At 39.5% G+C, this 18,638-nt stretch carries 23 protein-coding genes; all 23 read right to left on the reverse strand.

Annotation, left to right across the window (positions count from 1 at the left end; translation table 11 throughout):
- Nucleotides 1-287: 287 nt before the first annotated feature.
- Nucleotides 288-968 carry an orotidine-5'-phosphate decarboxylase gene (gene pyrF / locus FW754_RS10755; RefSeq protein ID WP_409511562.1) on the reverse strand — a complete coding sequence of 227 codons (681 nt, stop codon included), beginning with the start codon at nt 966-968 and terminating at the stop codon, nt 288-290.
- 167 nt (nt 969-1,135) lie between these two features.
- Nucleotides 1,136-1,501 carry a lipopolysaccharide assembly protein LapA domain-containing protein gene (locus tag FW754_RS10760; protein WP_409511563.1) on the reverse strand — a complete coding sequence of 122 codons (366 nt, stop codon included), beginning with the start codon at nt 1,499-1,501 and terminating at the stop codon, nt 1,136-1,138.
- An 18-nt stretch (nt 1,502-1,519) separates the two neighbouring features.
- Nucleotides 1,520-1,825, reverse strand: coding sequence for an integration host factor subunit beta (locus FW754_RS10765; protein WP_409511564.1), 306 nt, complete (start codon nt 1,823-1,825; stop codon nt 1,520-1,522).
- A 159-nt stretch (nt 1,826-1,984) separates the two neighbouring features.
- Nucleotides 1,985-3,667, reverse strand: a complete 1,683-nt coding sequence (gene rpsA, locus FW754_RS10770) for a 30S ribosomal protein S1 (RefSeq protein WP_409511565.1) — start codon at nt 3,665-3,667, stop codon at nt 1,985-1,987.
- Nucleotides 3,668-3,788: 121 nt separating this feature from the next.
- Nucleotides 3,789-4,478: a (d)CMP kinase gene (cmk, locus tag FW754_RS10775; protein ID WP_446324644.1), complete on the reverse strand. Its 690-nt coding sequence runs from the start codon at nt 4,476-4,478 to the stop codon at nt 3,789-3,791.
- Nucleotides 4,479-4,490: 12 nt separating this feature from the next.
- Nucleotides 4,491-4,922, reverse strand: coding sequence for an SRPBCC family protein (locus FW754_RS10780; RefSeq protein ID WP_409511567.1), 432 nt, complete (start codon nt 4,920-4,922; stop codon nt 4,491-4,493).
- A gap of 69 nt (nt 4,923-4,991) precedes the next feature.
- Nucleotides 4,992-5,543 carry a tRNA adenosine(34) deaminase TadA gene (tadA, locus tag FW754_RS10785; protein ID WP_446324645.1) on the reverse strand — a complete coding sequence of 184 codons (552 nt, stop codon included), beginning with the start codon at nt 5,541-5,543 and terminating at the stop codon, nt 4,992-4,994.
- Between the two features lie 61 nt (nt 5,544-5,604).
- Nucleotides 5,605-6,726 carry an enoyl-CoA hydratase/isomerase family protein gene (locus FW754_RS10790; RefSeq protein WP_409511569.1) on the reverse strand — a complete coding sequence of 374 codons (1,122 nt, stop codon included), beginning with the start codon at nt 6,724-6,726 and terminating at the stop codon, nt 5,605-5,607.
- Nucleotides 6,723-7,436 carry a uracil-DNA glycosylase gene (ung, locus tag FW754_RS10795; protein ID WP_446324646.1) on the reverse strand — a complete coding sequence of 238 codons (714 nt, stop codon included), beginning with the start codon at nt 7,434-7,436 and terminating at the stop codon, nt 6,723-6,725. The genes FW754_RS10790 and ung overlap by 4 nt, the downstream gene beginning before the upstream one ends.
- A gap of 137 nt (nt 7,437-7,573) precedes the next feature.
- The gene (locus FW754_RS10800; protein ID WP_409511571.1) at nt 7,574-8,170 is read right to left on the reverse strand and encodes a 6-pyruvoyl trahydropterin synthase family protein; all 597 of its coding nucleotides are present in this window, start codon (nt 8,168-8,170) and stop codon (nt 7,574-7,576) included.
- Nucleotides 8,171-8,357: 187 nt separating this feature from the next.
- Nucleotides 8,358-9,356, reverse strand: coding sequence for a type II secretion system minor pseudopilin GspK (gspK, locus tag FW754_RS10805; RefSeq protein WP_419346954.1), 999 nt, complete (start codon nt 9,354-9,356; stop codon nt 8,358-8,360).
- Nucleotides 9,357-10,100, reverse strand: a complete 744-nt coding sequence (gene gspJ / locus FW754_RS10810; protein ID WP_446324647.1) for a type II secretion system minor pseudopilin GspJ — start codon at nt 10,098-10,100, stop codon at nt 9,357-9,359.
- Nucleotides 10,097-10,486: a type II secretion system minor pseudopilin GspI gene (gspI, locus tag FW754_RS10815; protein ID WP_409511574.1), complete on the reverse strand. Its 390-nt coding sequence runs from the start codon at nt 10,484-10,486 to the stop codon at nt 10,097-10,099. Before gspI ends, gspJ begins: the two co-directional genes overlap by 4 nt.
- Nucleotides 10,487-10,507: 21 nt before the next feature.
- The gene (locus tag FW754_RS10820) at nt 10,508-11,083 is read right to left on the reverse strand and encodes a prepilin-type N-terminal cleavage/methylation domain-containing protein (RefSeq protein ID WP_446324648.1); all 576 of its coding nucleotides are present in this window, start codon (nt 11,081-11,083) and stop codon (nt 10,508-10,510) included.
- 7 nt (nt 11,084-11,090) lie between these two features.
- A complete protein-coding gene (locus tag FW754_RS10825) occupies nt 11,091-11,711 on the reverse strand; it encodes a TetR/AcrR family transcriptional regulator (protein WP_446324649.1) in 621 nt (206 codons plus the stop codon).
- 71 nt (nt 11,712-11,782) lie between these two features.
- A complete protein-coding gene (locus tag FW754_RS10830; RefSeq protein WP_409511577.1) occupies nt 11,783-12,556 on the reverse strand; it encodes a TatD family hydrolase in 774 nt (257 codons plus the stop codon).
- A gap of 30 nt (nt 12,557-12,586) precedes the next feature.
- Nucleotides 12,587-12,931, reverse strand: a complete 345-nt coding sequence (locus FW754_RS10835) for a PilZ domain-containing protein (protein WP_409511578.1) — start codon at nt 12,929-12,931, stop codon at nt 12,587-12,589.
- A 32-nt stretch (nt 12,932-12,963) separates the two neighbouring features.
- Nucleotides 12,964-13,944 carry a DNA polymerase III subunit delta' gene (locus FW754_RS10840; RefSeq protein WP_446324650.1) on the reverse strand — a complete coding sequence of 327 codons (981 nt, stop codon included), beginning with the start codon at nt 13,942-13,944 and terminating at the stop codon, nt 12,964-12,966.
- 14 nt (nt 13,945-13,958) lie between these two features.
- Complete coding sequence (gene kdsB, locus FW754_RS10845; RefSeq protein ID WP_446324651.1) at nt 13,959-14,720, reverse strand: 3-deoxy-manno-octulosonate cytidylyltransferase; 762 nt, start codon at nt 14,718-14,720, stop codon at nt 13,959-13,961.
- An 11-nt stretch (nt 14,721-14,731) separates the two neighbouring features.
- A complete protein-coding gene (lpxK, locus tag FW754_RS10850; protein ID WP_419346934.1) occupies nt 14,732-15,748 on the reverse strand; it encodes a tetraacyldisaccharide 4'-kinase in 1,017 nt (338 codons plus the stop codon).
- Between the two features lie 6 nt (nt 15,749-15,754).
- On the reverse strand, nt 15,755-17,479 hold the full coding sequence (gene msbA, locus FW754_RS10855) for a lipid A export permease/ATP-binding protein MsbA (protein ID WP_446324652.1): 1,725 nt from the start codon (nt 17,477-17,479) through the stop codon (nt 15,755-15,757).
- A 3-nt stretch (nt 17,480-17,482) separates the two neighbouring features.
- The gene (locus tag FW754_RS10860) at nt 17,483-17,908 is read right to left on the reverse strand and encodes an ExbD/TolR family protein (RefSeq protein ID WP_409511583.1); all 426 of its coding nucleotides are present in this window, start codon (nt 17,906-17,908) and stop codon (nt 17,483-17,485) included.
- Nucleotides 17,909-17,922: 14 nt separating this feature from the next.
- Nucleotides 17,923-18,561, reverse strand: coding sequence for a MotA/TolQ/ExbB proton channel family protein (locus FW754_RS10865; protein ID WP_419346931.1), 639 nt, complete (start codon nt 18,559-18,561; stop codon nt 17,923-17,925).
- Between the last annotated feature and the right edge of the window lie 77 nt (nt 18,562-18,638).

Consider the following 18,638-nt stretch of genomic DNA (forward strand, 5'->3'; position numbering starts at 1 on the left):
CAACTCCACTCAGCAAATCACCCAAGAAATCTAAAATTGAACTATCCAGATCTACAGTATCTGAAATACCTATTTGGATAATGACTTCGAAAGCAATATCGGAAGCTATACCATGTTGATTCTCTTAATTTTCTTACGCTTCTAATTGCCCTAGACTTGCATTCAAATCAAGACTATCTAGTCGCATAGTCATACCTTTTCAGTGGAATGAAAAACGCATCCATAAGGTATAAAAAAACCTTTCGATTGAAAGGTTTTTTTACGTAGATTCTACACAATTGCTTAAATTATAGCGTTGCGAGAATATCTTTTAATGTTTGTGCAGGATTTGCCGACTGTGTAATTGGACGACCAATGACTAAATGAGTTGAACCATCGAGCATCGCTTGCTTTGGTGTCACAATACGTTTTTGATCATCTGCACTTGAACCCGCTGGACGAATACCTGGTGTCACTAAAGCAAAATCTTGTCCTAGAGTTTCACGCAACATTTTCGCTTCTTGCGCTGAACACACTACACCATCTAAACCACTGTCTTGAGTCAGTTTTGCAAGACGCTGAACCTGTTCAAAAGGCTCTATATCTAAACCAATATCGCGTAAATCTTCACGACCCATTGAAGTTAAAACAGTTACTGCAATCAATTGAGTTGCATAGTTTCCTGCTTTTAAACGCTCTACACATGTTTCCATCATCTTGCGACCACCAGAAGCATGAACATTAACCATCCATACCCCCATATCTGCCGATGCACATACCGCTTGAGCAGTTGTATTTGGAATATCATGGAATTTAAGATCTAGAAAAACCTCAAAACCTCGATCATGCAGTGCCTTAACGACAGATGAACCTTCGTGCGTAAAAAGTTCTTTACCCACTTTTAAACGACATAAGGATGGATCAAGTTGTTCAGCAATTGCTAAGGCGTCATATTGGCTTTTTGCATCAAGAGCAACAATAACACTCATGTTTCTTAATTCCATCACTTAAAAATTACCGCATTATAAATGCGTATGACAAGCACTGCAAAACATGGATGAATCTTTTCAGCTTTTCCGATTATTTCCACTCATTTAATATGCACAAAAAAGACCTTACCTATAAGGTAAAGTCTCTTTTGAAATAGCAAGGCGTATTATAGAGGATTTGAACTCTTACTTTCAGGGTTTACATCCAATACGGTCTTTTCATGGCGTACATTTGCAGCAGCTTCAGCAGCAGCCTGTTGTGCACTTTGAATCTGCTCTTTACGTAAATGCTCAATATCTTTGCGCAAACGCTTAATTTCCCAACTGTTTTGAAAAACTCGGAAAACCTGAACACCCAACAACAGACCAAGAACAATGCCAATCACTAAGGTAAATAATAACAATAAACCTAAGCGCATAGCAGGAACTTGTGTAAACCACAAATCTACAGCTAGTTCAGTACCATTAAGTAAAACCAAAGCTAAAGCATAGCCAAAAATTGCTATCAGCAGTAACACCAAGACATAGCGCATAGACACCCCATTCGAATTTTATTTATCGGCAGATTCGTTTACTGCATCACGTAGTGCTTTACCAGGCTTAAAATGTGGAACTGCTTTTGCAGCAACTTCAACAGATTTACCTGTTTTAGGATTACGACCAACACGTGGGTCACGGTGGTGTAATGCAAAGCTACCAAATCCGCGAATCTCAATACGATCATCGCCAGATAATGATGCAATCATTTGATCGATCATAATTTTAACAGCTTCTTCAACTAAAGGCTCTGCTAAATGTGGGTTTTTCAACGCAATGCGTTCTATTAAGTCAGACTTATTAAGTGCTTCATTTGTCATAGGTAACCTCATAAATTTTAATGCTATTTATCAACCTACAAATAATATCCTTTTTAAATACAAAAAGGTAGCGCAGTCATCGAATACTACGCTACCTTTTACAGTATTTGTATAAAAAGTATTAATTAATTACATTAAATAATACTTCTTTACAACACCTTAGTTACCCATTTGCGCTTTGATCAAGTCACCAATAGTTTTTGGACCATTGTCTTGACCATTTGCAGCAACTGGAGCTTTCAAGTTAGCAACTGCTTCTTTTTCTTCAGCTTCGTCTTTCGCTTTGATAGACAAGTTGATAGAACGAGATTTACGATCAACGTTGATGATTTTCGCTTCAACTTCTTGACCAACTTCTAAGAATTTAGTTGCATCTTCAACGCGATCGCGATTGATTTCAGATGCTTTCAAAGAAGCTTCAACTTCGTCAGCTAACTTAATAGTTGCGCCTTTAGCGTCAACTGCAGTTACTGTACCTTTAACCAACGCACCACGTTCGTTAGTTGCAAGGAAGTCATTGAACGGATCGTTGTTCATTTGCTTGATACCAAGGCTGATACGGTTGCCTTCAGCATCTACTGAAAGGATAACCGCTTCAACTGTGTCACCTTTCTTGTAACGACGGATAGCTTCTTCGCCTTGTTCGTTCCAAGAAATATCAGACAAGTGAACTAGACCATCAATACCGCCTGGTAAACCGATAAAGATACCGAAGTCAGTGATAGATTTGATCGTACCAGAAACTTTTTCGCCTTTATCGTGGTCTTTAGAGAACTCTTCCCATGGATTAGCACGAGTTTGTTTAATACCAAGAGAAATACGACGACGCTCTTCATCAACTTCAAGAACCATAACATCAACTTCATCACCAATCTGAACAACTTTAGATGGGTGGATGTTTTTGTTAGTGTGATCCATTTCTGAAACGTGTACTAAGCCTTCAACGCCTTCAGCGATTTCAGCAAAACAACCGTAATCAGTTAAGTTCGTTACACGAGCTTTAACGATAGAACCTTTAGGATAACGGTTCATGATCGCTAACCATGGATCTTCGCCAAGTTGTTTAAGACCTAGTGAAACACGGTTACGTTCTTTGTCAAATTTAAGTACTTTAACAGTAACTTCTTGACCAACTTCAACAACTTCTGAAGGGTGCTTGATGCGTTTCCAAGCCATATCAGTAATGTGAAGAAGACCATCAATACCGCCAAGATCAACGAATGCGCCGTAGTCAGTAAGGTTTTTAATTGTACCAGTAACAGTTTGACCTTCTTCCAATTGAGAAAGAAGAGCTTCACGGTCAGCTGAAGATTCAGCTTCCATAACTGCACGACGAGATACAACAACGTTGTTACGTTTAGCATCAAGTTTGATAACTTTAAATTCTAACTCTTTACCTTCAAGGTGAGTTGTATCACGGATCGGACGAGTGTCTACAAGTGAACCAGGAAGGAACGCACGTACTGGACCGATGTCAACAGTGAAACCGCCTTTAACCTTACCAGAAATAATACCAGTAACGATTTCGCCGTCTTCAAAGATTTTTTCAAGCTTAGTCCAAGTTTCAGCACGTTTCGCTTTTTCACGAGAAAGAACTGTTTGACCCATACCGTTGTCAAGCGCTTCAACAACTACATCAACTGTGTCGCCAACCTGAACTTCAAGCTCACGCTGTTCATTTAAGAATTCAGCACGTGAAACAACGCCTTCAGATTTAAGGCCAGTGTCAACAGTAACCCAATCAGAGTCGATGCTAACAACGATACCTTGGATAACGGCACCCTTTTCAACGTTGAGGTTTAATTCGCTTTCTTCAAAGAGGGCTGCAAAAGATTCGGTCATGATATACCTAGTAAGTCTTCAGTCTTGGATCAGACAAGGCTGGTTTAGTTAAGCGTCCACATAGTCCCTATAAGAACTGATCAAGCTATGCATCTGCTGATTTTAAAAATTAAAAAACAGTTTATTTAGAAAATTTTGAATCGGCATACTCGGTCATCATTTTAAAGACTTCTTCAATGCCAATTTCGGAACTGTCAATGATGTATGCATCTGACGCAGGTTTCAATGGAGCGACTGTGCGTTCCATATCCCGCTTATCCCGAGTTTGTATATTTTCTAAAATATCGTTTATTTTAACATTCAGCCCCATGCCCTGCAACTGTTTTACTCGTCGCGCTGCACGAGACTCCGCAGAAGCAGTCAAATAAATCTTTACTTGTGCATGTGGAAAAATCGCTGTTGCCATATCACGACCATCTGCAACTAAACCTGGCGCTTGTGCAAAAGCCAATTGGCGTTCAACTAGAGCAGCTCTAAGTTCAGGAATAGCAGCGACTTTTGATGCATACTCACCAACTTGTTCAGTGCGAATGGTTTGACTTACATCTTGACCATCTAGTAATGTTACGATACCTGATTCTGTTGTTTCAAAGATGATGTCAAGTTTTGTTGCAATTGTAACGCATTGTTTGAGTACATCTGCATCATCTAGCGATTCAAGTAAACCTTGTTGGTGTAATGACAATCCAAGTAGACGATATAAAGCACCCGAATCCAATAAATGAAACTGATAATGCGCTGCCAATCGTGCCGCCAATGTTCCCTTTCCTGAACCACTTGGACCATCGATGGTAATAATTTGAATTGTCATTGAATTTCCTGTTTATACAGACTTTGCAAGTTTTCTAAAACCTAGTGTAATCGCTACTTTTAACTGTGCAAGTATTAATTTGCTGACAAATGGCGCACGTGCTTGCAATTCAATCGTATAATCAACACGGGTTTTATGATCACCTAATGGCGTAAATTCAATAATCCCAATATGATGTTTAATTAGTGGATTTTTAATTATTTTATATTCTATGCGATTGTTCACATCAACAAAGGTAATTTGCTCTTGAATCGGTTTGATCGGTCCTAAACCCATACGACGAATTGAACCTAAACCATCAGGACGTTCAGGATCAGTTGAATCCTTCACACGCACCACTTGAATTGGTGCAAATGCCACATTATAAGTTGCATGTTTAGATAGTAAATCGAAAACCTGTTCTACAGGCGCATTAAACTCTTGTTTTACTTGAATCGAATTCATTGTTATTTCCATTGTTGTGTAAGTTTAGAACACTATGACAACACTCATTGTCAATTTCAATATAATAAATTATTCAGTAGCGTCATTTAATGACTTTTTTAGCTGTATGGCTTGTTTTTTTTGTTCACGGCGCATTTTAAAGAAATTTGAAAGTTGTTCGGAACACTGGTCCTGCATACAACCACCTTCAAATTCAAATACATGATTGTAATAGCCTGAATTAAGCAATTGACGTGCGCTGACCAATGAACCTGCTTTCGGTTCAGTTGCAGAAAAAACAACACGTTGAATGCGAGAGTGAATAAGCGCACCGACACACATGGTACACGGTTCAAGAGTTACGTAGAGTGTAGCATCATTAGGTAAACGGTAGTTTTTAATGCTTTGACATGCTTGGCGAATTGCCAAAATTTCCGCATGTGCTGTAGCATCATGAGTCGAAATGGGGCTATTAAACCCCTGTCCAATGATCTGTCCTTGACTAACAATCACTGCACCAACAGGAATTTCTCCCAATTCAGCAGCCTCAGCAGCTTGCGCATAAGCAAGCTGCATCCACTGTAAATCTATTTTTTGCTGATCACTTAATGCTTCATTGAGTGAGTCATGCAATTTAGACATAAAACTTTCCATAACATATACAATAAATTTGACTACTTATGAGTAATCAAATTTATAATCATCAAATAATTTCGTACTGCTTTAACAGTGCATTCCAACTTTCAATATTGGTCACAGGTGGGTTTTTACTCAGAATCCCTTTTAAGGTCATTGATTCTGCCTCCTCCCATTCAGGTGAAAGGTCTTTATCAACAAGACGTGCGCGCACACCTTCAACAAAATCAGGATGTCGAATTTTCCAATCTGAAATTTGTACCTCAAGATCAAAAACTTCATTCCAAGCATGTACTTGGCGACCCCACTGCCACAACAACCAAGTAATGGCGGCGGTACTTGGCGATCCTTTTTGTAAGTTTTCACTCGCTTGACGCAACCAATCACTACGTGCATCACTTAAACCAATAATCGCAGCATAATCACTTTCAAAGTTCACACCACGACATACGCTGTGAATCACGTCCAATGAATTTTGTAGTGGTCCTGGTGAAACAGGACGATGCATGCCATTTAACGTGTCATCTAACGCACGGAAATCACCAGCAGGGTAATGCCCCCAATCAATATCAATTAATTTTTGTAATACAATATCACGCTGTGCATCACAAATATGCGTCGCCCAACCAATGCCATAACCGCCAGCAGCAGTCATAATTGAACCTGTCAAACCCGTAAATAAGCCAATCGGACCACGATCTGCAAGAAAACGTGTTGCACCAACATCAGGGTATAAACCAATATTCACTTCAGGCATTGCCAGACGGGAGTAAGGTGTCACTAAGCGGAATGGTGCAGCCATAAATAGACCTAAACCACCACCCATGACATAACCTTCACCCCAGACTACAATCGGCTTCGCATAGTTATGTAATAATAAATCAAGTGCATATTCAGTTTTAAAAAATTGATTTGCAACATCAACTTCATTATTAATCACAAGTTGACGTAATTTACGTACATCCCCCCCCGCACAAAATGCCTTCGGTGTCGTCGAATCTAACCAAATCGCTTTAACTGTCGGATCGACATGATAGTCCTCAAACAGTTTAAGCAATGCTGCAACAATGGATTCATCCAAAGCATGCAACGATTTTGGGCGGTTCAGGCGAACAATGCGCCATCCATTTTTAGATTCCTCAATAATCAAATCGGGATGATAAGCGTTCATTTCGGGAGTGTTAGTCATGCGTCCAGCTGCCAGTCAATTGGCTCAATGCCATGTTGTTTCAGATAATTATTTGATTTTGAGAATGGTTTACAACCAAAAAAACCACCACGGTTTGCAGCCAAAGGAGATGGATGCGCTGCTTTTAACACCAAGTGTTTATTTTGATTGATGCGTTGTCCTTTACGCTGAGCATATGCGCCCCATAAAATAAAGACTATATTCTCTCTTTGCTCATTTAGTACATCAATTACAGTATCGGTAAAATCTTCCCAACCTTGTTTTTGATGTGATGTTGGCTGCCCTGCTTCAACGGTTAATACACTATTTAGCAATAAAACACCCTGTTGTGCCCACTTGCTCAAATCACCATTTTTAAATACAGGTATACCCAAATCGGTATGTAATTCGTGAAAGATATTACGTAAAGATGGTGGTAAAGCAAGTCCTTTTTGTACAGAAAAACTTAAGCCTTGCGCCTGATTCGGACCATGATACGGATCTTGCCCCAAAATCACCACTTTTACTTGCTCTAAAGGTGTAGTATTAAATGCATTAAAAATCAATGCATTTGGTGGGTAAATCGTTTTCTCTGCAGTTTTCTCCGCAAGCAGAAATTCACGCAACTGATCCATTTTCGGACTCAACAAAAACTCTGTTAGACTGATTTTCCAACTTTCATTCAATCGAATCTGTCTTAATTTGTTCAGCTCCTGCTCGGTGTGCAGCATTAATCTTTCATCCTAAATCTATCGCTCGACAACGCAATGTGTCTACTCTATACCACTATTACTTTTACAATATTTGTGAATTATCTTCACAATCGACAGTTTGACTAAAGCTCAAGCCCTTCTCAATCAAACCATTTTTAAATTTTTACTTGCAAATCTACTTCAGGGTTTTGAAATTGAATCCCTTGTTGTAATTTTCCATACATTTCAGGATCAGCCCATTCGTTCTGTACCTGTTCTGAAAATACAATTTGATCCAATGTCAAAATACCCATTTGCTCATTTTCAATATCTTCTTGAAAACTTTGTGCATAGCCTGTATCCGTTTCATGCACAATGACCGAATACACCTCAACATCGCCTTCACCATTTTGGGTAATGGTCGATTTCATCACTTCTTGTGCAAGAAAGAAGAAAATCCGTGAAAACTGTTCTGCCGATGGTGATACAGGCAAAGCCACCCAACGCGCACTGAATGTTTTACATGCCTGAATATATTCAGGATCATCATTTTGCCAAAAACAAATGGCATGATCAAAACTGTCAAAAATATCCTTAATAACACCTTTCAACAAACCAAAATCGTACACCATCTGACCATGATCGAGCTTCGAAGCTTTTAGCAACAATTCAACCTTATAGCTATGCCCATGAATCGAGCGCTTACAGCGGTCAGAAGTACAATTACGCACAATGTGTGCATTTTCAAACTTAAATAACTTTCGAATTAACATATGCCAGTACATTCAACAAAACGTTAAGAAATTTAATTATAAAGCAAAATGCTGAGCCTGAGCATTAATTTTACCGTTCAGCACTATAGGTCAATTACATCATGAAGATATACATACCATATTCCAACCTTTGAGAGAAAAACCTACAGATTCATAAGAAAGTAAAATCGTTTGTGAATGGATTAGTTTAAGGCTGAAAAATAAAAGGTGCCATACTTCGTGCATAAATAGTCACTTGTTTATCTTTACGAAAAACATGGCTACTGAGCTGTCGTTTTCGATTACTCAATATCACCTCAACTTGAATTTTAAAATAATCCGATTTTACATCGAGCATTTTATTGGCAAGATTTTTACCTTCATCACTCATACTATCAAAAGGCTGTACAGCAAGTAACTCACCGACATTGGCAAAGTGTTCCATCTTTTTTTGTTTTTCTTGCAATACCGTTGCAACTGTATTGACGTCCAATTTTTCATCTAAACTTGCAAGCAATAATGATGGTGCAGTATTAATATTAATTTTAACTGTTGTTGCAGGCAATGCCGAAAGATAAGGTGCAATCAAATCATAATTTCCACCTTCAAATCCACGAACTTGCTTCAGATCTTCAATTGCATTAAAGGGTGCGTTAGCAGAGGTATAACCCGGTGATAACCCTTGATAATAATTACTTTCTGCCCCCATCGAACCGACAGTCAAATCATCACTATCTATCCAATCTATTGTCGATTGACTCAATTCTACTGGTAGACCAACACGGCGTAACAATTGTTCAAATAGTTTTTTTGCATCATCATTTACCGTTGTACCATCAGCCCCTACAAGATCATTGAGATTAAATTTTCCCGATTCATCTTCAAGCCGACCCGATACCATACCATCCTCAACAGGAAATGGCGGCATCGGTTGTGCCCATGTTTCTTGTAGATAGTCCGCACCACCACTGCTATCACTGTCTTGTACTAATAATTCAGATGCAAAGGCTTCGGCACTTTTGGCATACAGTAATGCCTGATTTTGTCGAATCAAATAAGCGGTATTTTCAGCCGTATGCTTTTGACGTTTAGCAATGGTTGCCGCCAAAATCGTTGCAATTGCCACCATAACTAAAATGGTAATCAGCGCAACACCACGTTGTGAATGACTTAAAGTATATATTGGAGGAGTGCGTTTTAAGTTCATTTACTCACTCTCATTCTGCATATAATTTTGCTGCACGTTTCCTTGTTGGGAATTATTTCCATTTTGACTATTTGACTGATTGCCTGAGCCCCCTATTCCATTCTGATTATTTTGGGCTTGCTGAAGAATGAAATCAGTATTAAGTAAACTAAATAACCATTCATATTCAATCTCACGAATGGTAAAACGTACCCGAATACCCCGAGGAAGTAATCGTTGATATTGTAAATTTTCGGCATCAATTGCTGTTGCAGGCCATTGATTAATTTCCGTCGGATTCATAGCCATGACTTCAAACTGATCAACATCACTCAGCAATACTGCTGATAGTGGCTGTTCAGTTCGGAGTCTGTTCAAGTTATTATATTTTAAACGATAAATTTTTTTATCTTGTGCATTGTATTGGTATTCAATACGTTCAAAAGCAGATCGACCTTGTTTTAATGGATCAGTGACACCAGCTTTACTAAAAGTGAATTGTTGATTAGACAAACTAAGCGCAGGTTGTACATCGCCTGCAATATTTGCCGTCACAGGCATGAGTTGCAAAGTATCGCGTTGCATTTGCTGATAGGCTTGCTGTAATTGACCAATATTAGCTTCATGCACAGCATTACGATCTTTAACTTGAATCAAATAATCAAAAACTTTCCACCCCAATGCAGAAAGCACCGCAAAAATAGCAATGGCAACCAACAATTCAACAAGGGTAAAGCCCTTTCGTGACGTAGCGTAAATTTTCACGATTGTTTTTCTTTTGCAGGGTGGTTAAAAAAAATCAATGTTGTGACACCTGTTTCAACTTTACCCTGATCGGTATTAAAAAGGCTGACTTGTAATTCGATACGCTGAACATCAGGACTAATGGTCGATTCAGCCTTTTTGTCGACTTGCCATGTTTCACCCTGCGCTGTGATTTGCTTGGATGCGGTTCCCTGCAACCATTCTCTATTAATTTCCATGAGAGCAATTTCATTTTGTGCAACGAATTGCGCTTTGGTACGTAAAATAGCATTTGATGTGGCTTGAGTATATTGCATTGCCACCTTGGTTAGCGCCATAGCCGCTATTGCAAAAATTGCGAGTGCAACCACAACTTCAATCAGGGTAAAGCCTGTCTTTTTTTTCATGGCATCGACTCAATTGAGTTGTTATTGTTGCTCATCGCTGACTTGCCCCAAATAATCGAGACGAATCAACTCACCGACAGGTTTTTGATCATAATACATTTGTATGGCAACAGGTTTGGTTTCACCATTGCCAAGCCAAATTAAATCGGGCGCATTGCGTCCAATTAAATCGGTATTCGCAGCATTATTAAATTCATGCTCTTGCGCCGTAATGTTAAATGACACACGACTAGGTAAAGTTCGCACTGAAAAATCCTGTACTTCAGTCCATTTTTTTTCATTTGCCATACGTTTGTTTGGATTCGCCAAATCAACAGTCTTGTCGTGATATTCTACCAATGTGTATTTAAAATCGGAAACATCGGTAGCAGGACTGATTTTTAAAGCATAAATGCGTCCTTGATCACTCGATTCACGCTGAATCTGTTTTAAATCAAGCATCAACACTTCTCTAGCTTGCATGGCTTTACGCTGATCGACACCTTCAACATTAAACACGACCAATGAAGCAACCACTGCAATGATCACAATCACCACCATCAACTCAATGAGGGTAAAACCTGACTGCAACTGAGATGATGATGTCTTTTGTTTCATGATGACCTTACATTGTTTGTACTGGAGCCATTCGCACTTGATGTTTTGGCAAGGACAAGGCCTGATCAATCAGTGCAACCCGGAGAGTATCTCGACAGCCCAAATAACGTTGATAGAAACTTGAGTTTAAAATCGATGCGCCACCTTGCGTAATTGACCAAATAGATGCCAAATAATCGCGCACCATCATATTGCTGTGAATTGACTCTAAATAACTTTCTGTCATACGAATAATTAAGCGTAAGCGCTGTTTACGAACTTGATAAAGCTCTGTAAACAAATGATAAATACCTACACCTGTAGTAGATAGCCGCTCTTCAATTTGATGGAATAAAACCGCACGTTCGGGGTGATGTAGATGGTGCAGCATAAAAAATGCCAAATGCTCAGGAAATGCCTTCTCTGTATCTTTAATCATTTCCAATAACATGCGCTCGTTACGCACAATGAGCAACATATATAACTCATCTTTACTTTGAAAATGTTTATAGAGCGTCCCTTTAGCAAGATCAAGCTCAGCTGCGAGTGCATCCAAAGTCATTCCTGCTTCACCATTTTCCAAAAGCAACTGCTCAGCGACTTGAAAAATTAATGCTTCTCTTGCTCTAAACTGAGCCTGACGATCCATCTTCACCCTGTACTCTCTTCTTTCGCTGTTATTGGTTTACTGTGTTACTTGCTCTCATCACTGAGCAATCCTTATTTGCCTCGCAAAAGATTTTCAAAATTTTGTGTTGTAATCATGGCAATCTCTTCGAGTGGTTTATCATATACATCACTCAAGGCTTTGGCTACATAGGGCACGTATTTTGGTTCATTAGACTTTCCTCTATACGGCATAGGCGCAAGATAAGGACTGTCTGTTTCAATCAATAAGCGATCAAGTGGTACTTGTTTTGCCACATCACGCAAATCCTGTGCATTTTTAAAAGAAACAATACCTGAGAAAGAAATATAGTAACCACAATCTAAAACAGCCTTTGCCGTTTCTAAATCCTCAGTAAAGCAATGCAAAATACCGTGTGTTGATTTTTCTGCACGAATAATATCAATGGTGTCATGCTTGGCAGCACGGGTATGCACTACCACAGGCTTTCCCACTTGCTGTGATGCATGAATATGTCGAGCAAAACAACGCTTTTGTTCATCGACAAATTCGGTACTATGAAAATAATCTAGACCTGTTTCACCCAAAGCCCAAACATTGTCCGGTTGTGCCAACTCAACCAAGCATTCAACAGTGGCTTGTTGCATTACTGCTTCATCTTCGCAAGGATGTACACCCACGCTATAGCCAACATCGGCATGGCGGGCAGCAATTTCAGACAACGCAATATGATCAGCTAAATCAACCGATATCCCCATAAAACGAATTACACCCGCTTCACGTGCCTGTTGCAATGCTACATCCAAATCTCCGCCATAGGGTGCAAGATCAAGCATAGTTAAATGACAATGTGTATCTACAAACACGGCGTTACCTGTGATTTCAATTTGAATAGCTTACATTGTAAAGCTAGGACGGTCTAAAGACATACTCCCTGCGAGTAATTTTTCAGCTTCCATTTTGTAATAAACGCCTTTTTCACCAGTTAATTGAATTGCAAAACCCTGTGGTTTCAATCCTGTTTGCTTTTGTGAAATCCACACCACTTTACCCGTTAACGGTGTTTTTTGTGATTGGTCAGGCAGACCCGCAAGTACAAAAACCTCATCACCCATTTTAACTTGTTGTTTTGATGGTACAAATAATCCACCACCTTTAATATATGGCATATAACTTGCCTGCAAGGTTGCACGGTCATTAATATTGACCTGAATTAAACCGCCCATACGTGGTGGCTGCATTGTCTTCCCCTTATCATTTTACAATTTTGTCGTTAAGCGACATTCATTAGTTTTATAAAAATTTGATCCAACACCAAATTGGTCTGGACATTTTGATCGACCATTTTTTTAAAGTCATGTAAGTCTTGATACAGTGCAAATAAAGCTTCAAGCGAATATTGCTCTGCCAAAGCATCTAACTTTAAATCGGAATTTTTCACATCTTGATTCAGCTTGACACAAATTAAATCAGACAACAAGTATTCAAAAAGTTGAACAAAATCTGGAAATATCAGTGCCTTCTGCCATTTACTCGCATAAAGTAGTGGCATATTTTTATCCATCACTAATTTTTGCCAATCTTGCACAAATACTTGCCGCTGATCAATCCATGTAGATTGTGCCAATTGTATGGCTTGTAGTGGCATTTGCCCTGATAAATTCATCAACAATTGTGTTTTAACTTGATCAATTTCAGGCAAATAGGTATGTAAAAATTGTTCTGCAATAGTAGTTTCAATACGGTCTAAAGCAAAATGCTGTAAACGACTACGAATAGTTGCAGGCAGTTTTTGTGGATGCTGTGCCAATAAAATAATGATCACACGCTCACCGGGTTCTTCAAGCGTTTTCAGCAAAGCATTCGCTGATGCAATATTTAACGCTTCGGCAGGCTCAATCACCACCACCCGCCAACCTTCTACTGTTTGTTGAACAAAAGGCAATAAATCACGAATTTTTTCAATCTTAATTCGTGCATTACTTTTTTTATTATCTTCATCTGTACTGATGTATACATAATTTGGATGTGTGTCTGATTTCAACCACAAACAACTACTACATTCACCACATGCCCCTTGAGGCTGGCGTTTTTGGCACAAAATCCACGCCAAAAAATGTTGTGCAAACGCATGCTTACCACAGCCTTTTTTGCCATAAAATAATAAGGCGTGACCAATTTGTGGAAAACGCCCCGTCAGCGTACTCCACATCTGTTGTTGCCACGGATAAACCTGAGAGGTTGATGCATCCATAAATCCTGCTCTACTTATTCAAAGGTCGAAACAGGCAAAGTATTTAAACGATCTAAATCGACTTGTGTATCTACACCTGGTGGTAAATTCACTTGTGCAACAGCAATGGCAATACGGTGCCCATTTTCAAGAACCCGTAACTGCTCTAAGCTTTCAAGTTGCTCAAGCACCCCCATATCCCACTGCACATATTCTTGTAGCAACTGCACACGATAGGCATATAATCCCAAATGACGATAGGCTTGTGAGTGTAATTTCGGCTCAGTCACTTTCGCGCCATCACGATCATAGGGAATCGGTGAACGACTAAAATACAACGCTTGATTAAGCTTAGACATCACTACTTTGACAATACTATCACGCTGAAATTCTTCGAGAGAATGAATCGGTTCGCACAAAGTTGACATAGAACAATCTGTACGTTGAATCAATAAATCAGCGACTTGGCATACTAATAGTGCAGGAACTAATGGCTCATCCCCTTGAACATTGACAATAATGTCATCGCTTGCCCAACCTTTTATACGTGCAACCTCACTCAAACGATCCGTACCCGATGGATGATTTGGATTAGTCATCACAACATCGACACCTTCAGCACGACAAACATCTGCAATACGAGGATCATCGGTTGCCACACACAAATCATCAAAACCTTGAACCTTTTTGGCTTGATCAACCACACGTAAAATCATGGGACGACCATGAATTTGCAATAAAGGCTTACCAGGCAGTCGAGAACTTGCGAAACGCGCAGGAATGACGATATGTTTCATTCAATTAACCTTTAAACTTCATCTACAACAATACCCACTTGCATGAGTTGCTGATCGAGTAATGTATAACACTGTTCAGAAAGCACCGCTTCAACAGGAATAACCCATATTTCACGGTGAAAAAGCGGATTTTTTTTCAATAATGGTAAAAGTTTAACAGCATCTTTTTCAGTAGTCACAATCGGATTACTATCTTCAAACTGCAAATCATCAATTTCATAATCATAGTGATCTGCAAATTCATGACACTGAAACTGTTGCACGCCTATCGATTCAAGCGTGTTATAAAATCGTTGCGGAAAACCAATTCCAACCACAGCGTAATAATTTTGTGTTGGATCAAAATCAACTGCTTGGTCATACAATGGATTGAGTAAATATGGCTCACCGACATCCAAATGCATATTTAAATCTGAATTAGGCTGTGTTGCATGCTCAATGACTGTCCCTATTTCAAGCCGAGAAATAGGTTCGCGTAAATAGCCTTCGGGTAGGAGTTTTTGATTACCTAAACCACGATTTTGATCAAGTACAATCCACTCAATTTGCCGTGCCAATGCCCAATGCTGTAAACCATCATCACTAATAATGAGGTCAAGCTCATGTTGCTCAAGCAACAATTCAATCGTCTGTTGACGATTTGAGCCGACCGCCATCGGCACACCTGTAGACTGCACAATCAAACACGGTTCATCACCGACAAAATCTGGTGTTGCATCTAAGCCCACCAATGCGGGGAATGGCCCTTGACCACCATAGCCCCGACTAATCACACCCACTCGAATTTCATTTTGCTGTAAATACTTCACCAATTGAATCAGCAATGGTGTTTTCCCACTACCACCAACTGTAATATTACCAATCACCATCACAGGGACAGGCGCTTGGTAAACTGCTTTCAACCCAAGCGTATATAATTTTTTATTAAATGCAAATGCACCACCATACAACCAAGACAGCGGTCGCAATAAAACCAACCACTTCGCCTGACGATTCCAAGCATCCTGAATGGTCTGTGCAATTGACATAACAGATTATTCCTCAAAATTGCGTGCATGCAGTTGATAATAAGCCCCATGCGCAGCCAATAACGCACTATGAGTACCCTGCTCAATGATACGCCCTTTATCCATAACCACAATTACATCTGCATTTTCAATGGTCGATAATCGGTGTGCAATCACAATCGTCGTACGATGTTGCATCGCCTCATCAAAAGCTTTTTGAATATAATGCTCAGACTCATTATCGAGCGCACTTGTAGCTTCATCCAAAATCAAAATTGGTGCATTCTTCAAAATTGCACGCGCAATTGCAATACGCTGACGTTGTCCACCAGATAAGCTTAAACCTTGTGCACCGACTTCGGTGTCATAACCATTGGGTAAACTCATAATAAAGTCATGTGCATAAGCGGCTTTTGCTGCTGCAATCACTTCTTCATCCGTTGCAGACTCTAACTGACCATAAGCAATATTTTCACGAATGGTTCGATTAAACAGCACGACCTGTTGATTCACCATCGCAATTTGTGTACGTAGACTATTGACTTCAATATCTTGAATGGCAATACCATCAAACAATAGACTACCTGAATTAATCTCTTGAAAACGCATAAGTAAATTAACGAGCGAGCTTTTACCTGCACCCGAACGTCCGACCAAAGCTACCGTCTGCCCTGCTTCAATTTTTAAGGTAAAATCTTGGATAGCATGATAACCATCTGCATACTTCATATTGACGTTTTTAAATTCAACATTACCTTTTAATACTGGAGTGAGTGTTCCATTATTTTTTTCTTCAGGTAAATCGAGCAATTCAAAAACTGAATGTGCTGCTGCCATGCCTCGTTGTAATTTTTCATTCACATCTGTCAGGGTTTTAATCGGCTTACTCAGCATACCCGCAGCGGTAATATAGGCAATAAATTGACCTGCTGATGTATCTTGTAAAATTTCAGGACGTAGCGCAATGTACATAATAATACTCAGCGCAATGGACATAATCAGTTGAACAATCGGGCTATTCAACTGTTGTACTATGACCATTTTCAGACCACGTTTTAAATTTTCCAACGAATGTTGTTTAAAACGCTCCTGCTCATAAGACTGTCCACCAAAGCCTTTAACAACCAACTGTCCACCTACGGCTTCTTGTACCACATGGTTTACATCCCCCATCGTGTCTTGCACTTGCACTGACAGTTTACGCATTCGCTTAGATGCTTTGCGAATAATGATCCCAATCAGTGGGCCAAAAATAAGAATTACGGCTGTTAAACGCCAATTGGTATAAAGCAGATAACCTAACAAGGCAATGGTAATCATCCCCTGTTGCAAAACTGTTTTTAATGACTCTGTTGACGCTGCGGTAAGCTGTTCAACGTTGTACATAATTTTTGCCGTAATATGCCCACTACTATTATCTAGATAATACTGCGCAGGCAAACGCAATAACTTTGCAAATACTTCCTGACGAATATTAAAAATTAAATTGCGTGAAATGACGGCAGTAAAATAACCACCAATAAACAATCCGACACCGCGGAAAAACATCAGTAAAACAACAAGAATTGGAAATAAGGTCGTAAAACTTTGATCTCGAGTTTGAATGGCATTAATGATTTTTTCCAACAATTTAGCGACTGAAACTTCAGTCGCTGCATTGAGAGCAAAACCCACCACAACCAAGACCATAATCCCAACAAAGGGCTTTAAATAACTTAAAAGGCGCAGATAGACCTTAAAATCCTGCTTCACTGATTAATAACCTCGGGAGGGAACTTTGGTGCTGATATTGATATTAACAAAGCCAAGCTGACCCGCAACATCCATCACACGAATGACATCTTGATGGGTTGCTTTAGCGTCTGCGGCAATAATAAACATTAAATCACGTTTATCGTGTGCCGTCTGTTTAATTGCTGCACTTAAATCGGCAACTTCTTTACTCGAAAGAGCTTGACCATTGACTGCATAATGTCCAGATGCATCAACCATCACCTCAATTTTATGCTGAAAGTCCTTCGGTGGAACACCCTGTGCATCGGGTAAAGATAAATTAATTCGACTTTGTTGATTGAATGTTGTCGTAAGCAACAAAATAACCAATATAAATAATAGACAATCGATCATGGGTGTTAGATTGATATGAATATCTTCAACAGTATTCGATCTTTTAAATTTCATCTGCCTATCCCCAATCAGCTCGCTTGTTTTTGTTCAACATCTTTTGGCTGCTGTTTACGATAGAACAATGCTGCATGAAATAGTGTCGATTGTTGTTCTAGCTCAGATATATATTCTTGAACCAAGCGCTGAAAATAACGGTAGGCAAATAGTGCAGGAATTGCAATCACCATACCCGCAGCAGTGGTAATCAATGCTTTGGAAATACCTGGAATCATCATAGTTGGATTACTATTAGTACCAAAGTCCAAAACTAAAAATGATTCAATAATCCCAAGTACAGTCCCCAATAAACCAAGCAATGGCGCAACAGCACTGAGTGTGCCTAAAAAGTTAACATTCTTTTCCAAATATCCAATTTCACGCGATGCAGTCGCTTCCATTTGTGCACGTGCATAGGCTTCACCTTGTGGAAATGCATCTATGCCTTCACGCAAGATATAACCCAAAGTTGAATTTGCCGCGACTTTATCTTGCTCAAGCGTATCAAGCACTGAATCGAGTGGACGACCTTTTTGCAATAATAAATTTTTGGGTAATACATTCGCCCGCTTCAAACGAATTAAGCGTTCAAGCGTAATAGCCAAAGTAAAGATCGAACACAACACCAACGGCAGCATTAACCAACCGCCCGCTTTCACCAATTCCCACATAAACCTATTCCCCAAACTTAAGTTTTAACGCTCATTTTCAGGGCTTCCTTTGTGACTATGCATCATTTCAATTTTTA

This window comes from Acinetobacter sp. 1207_04, assembly GCF_052850415.1.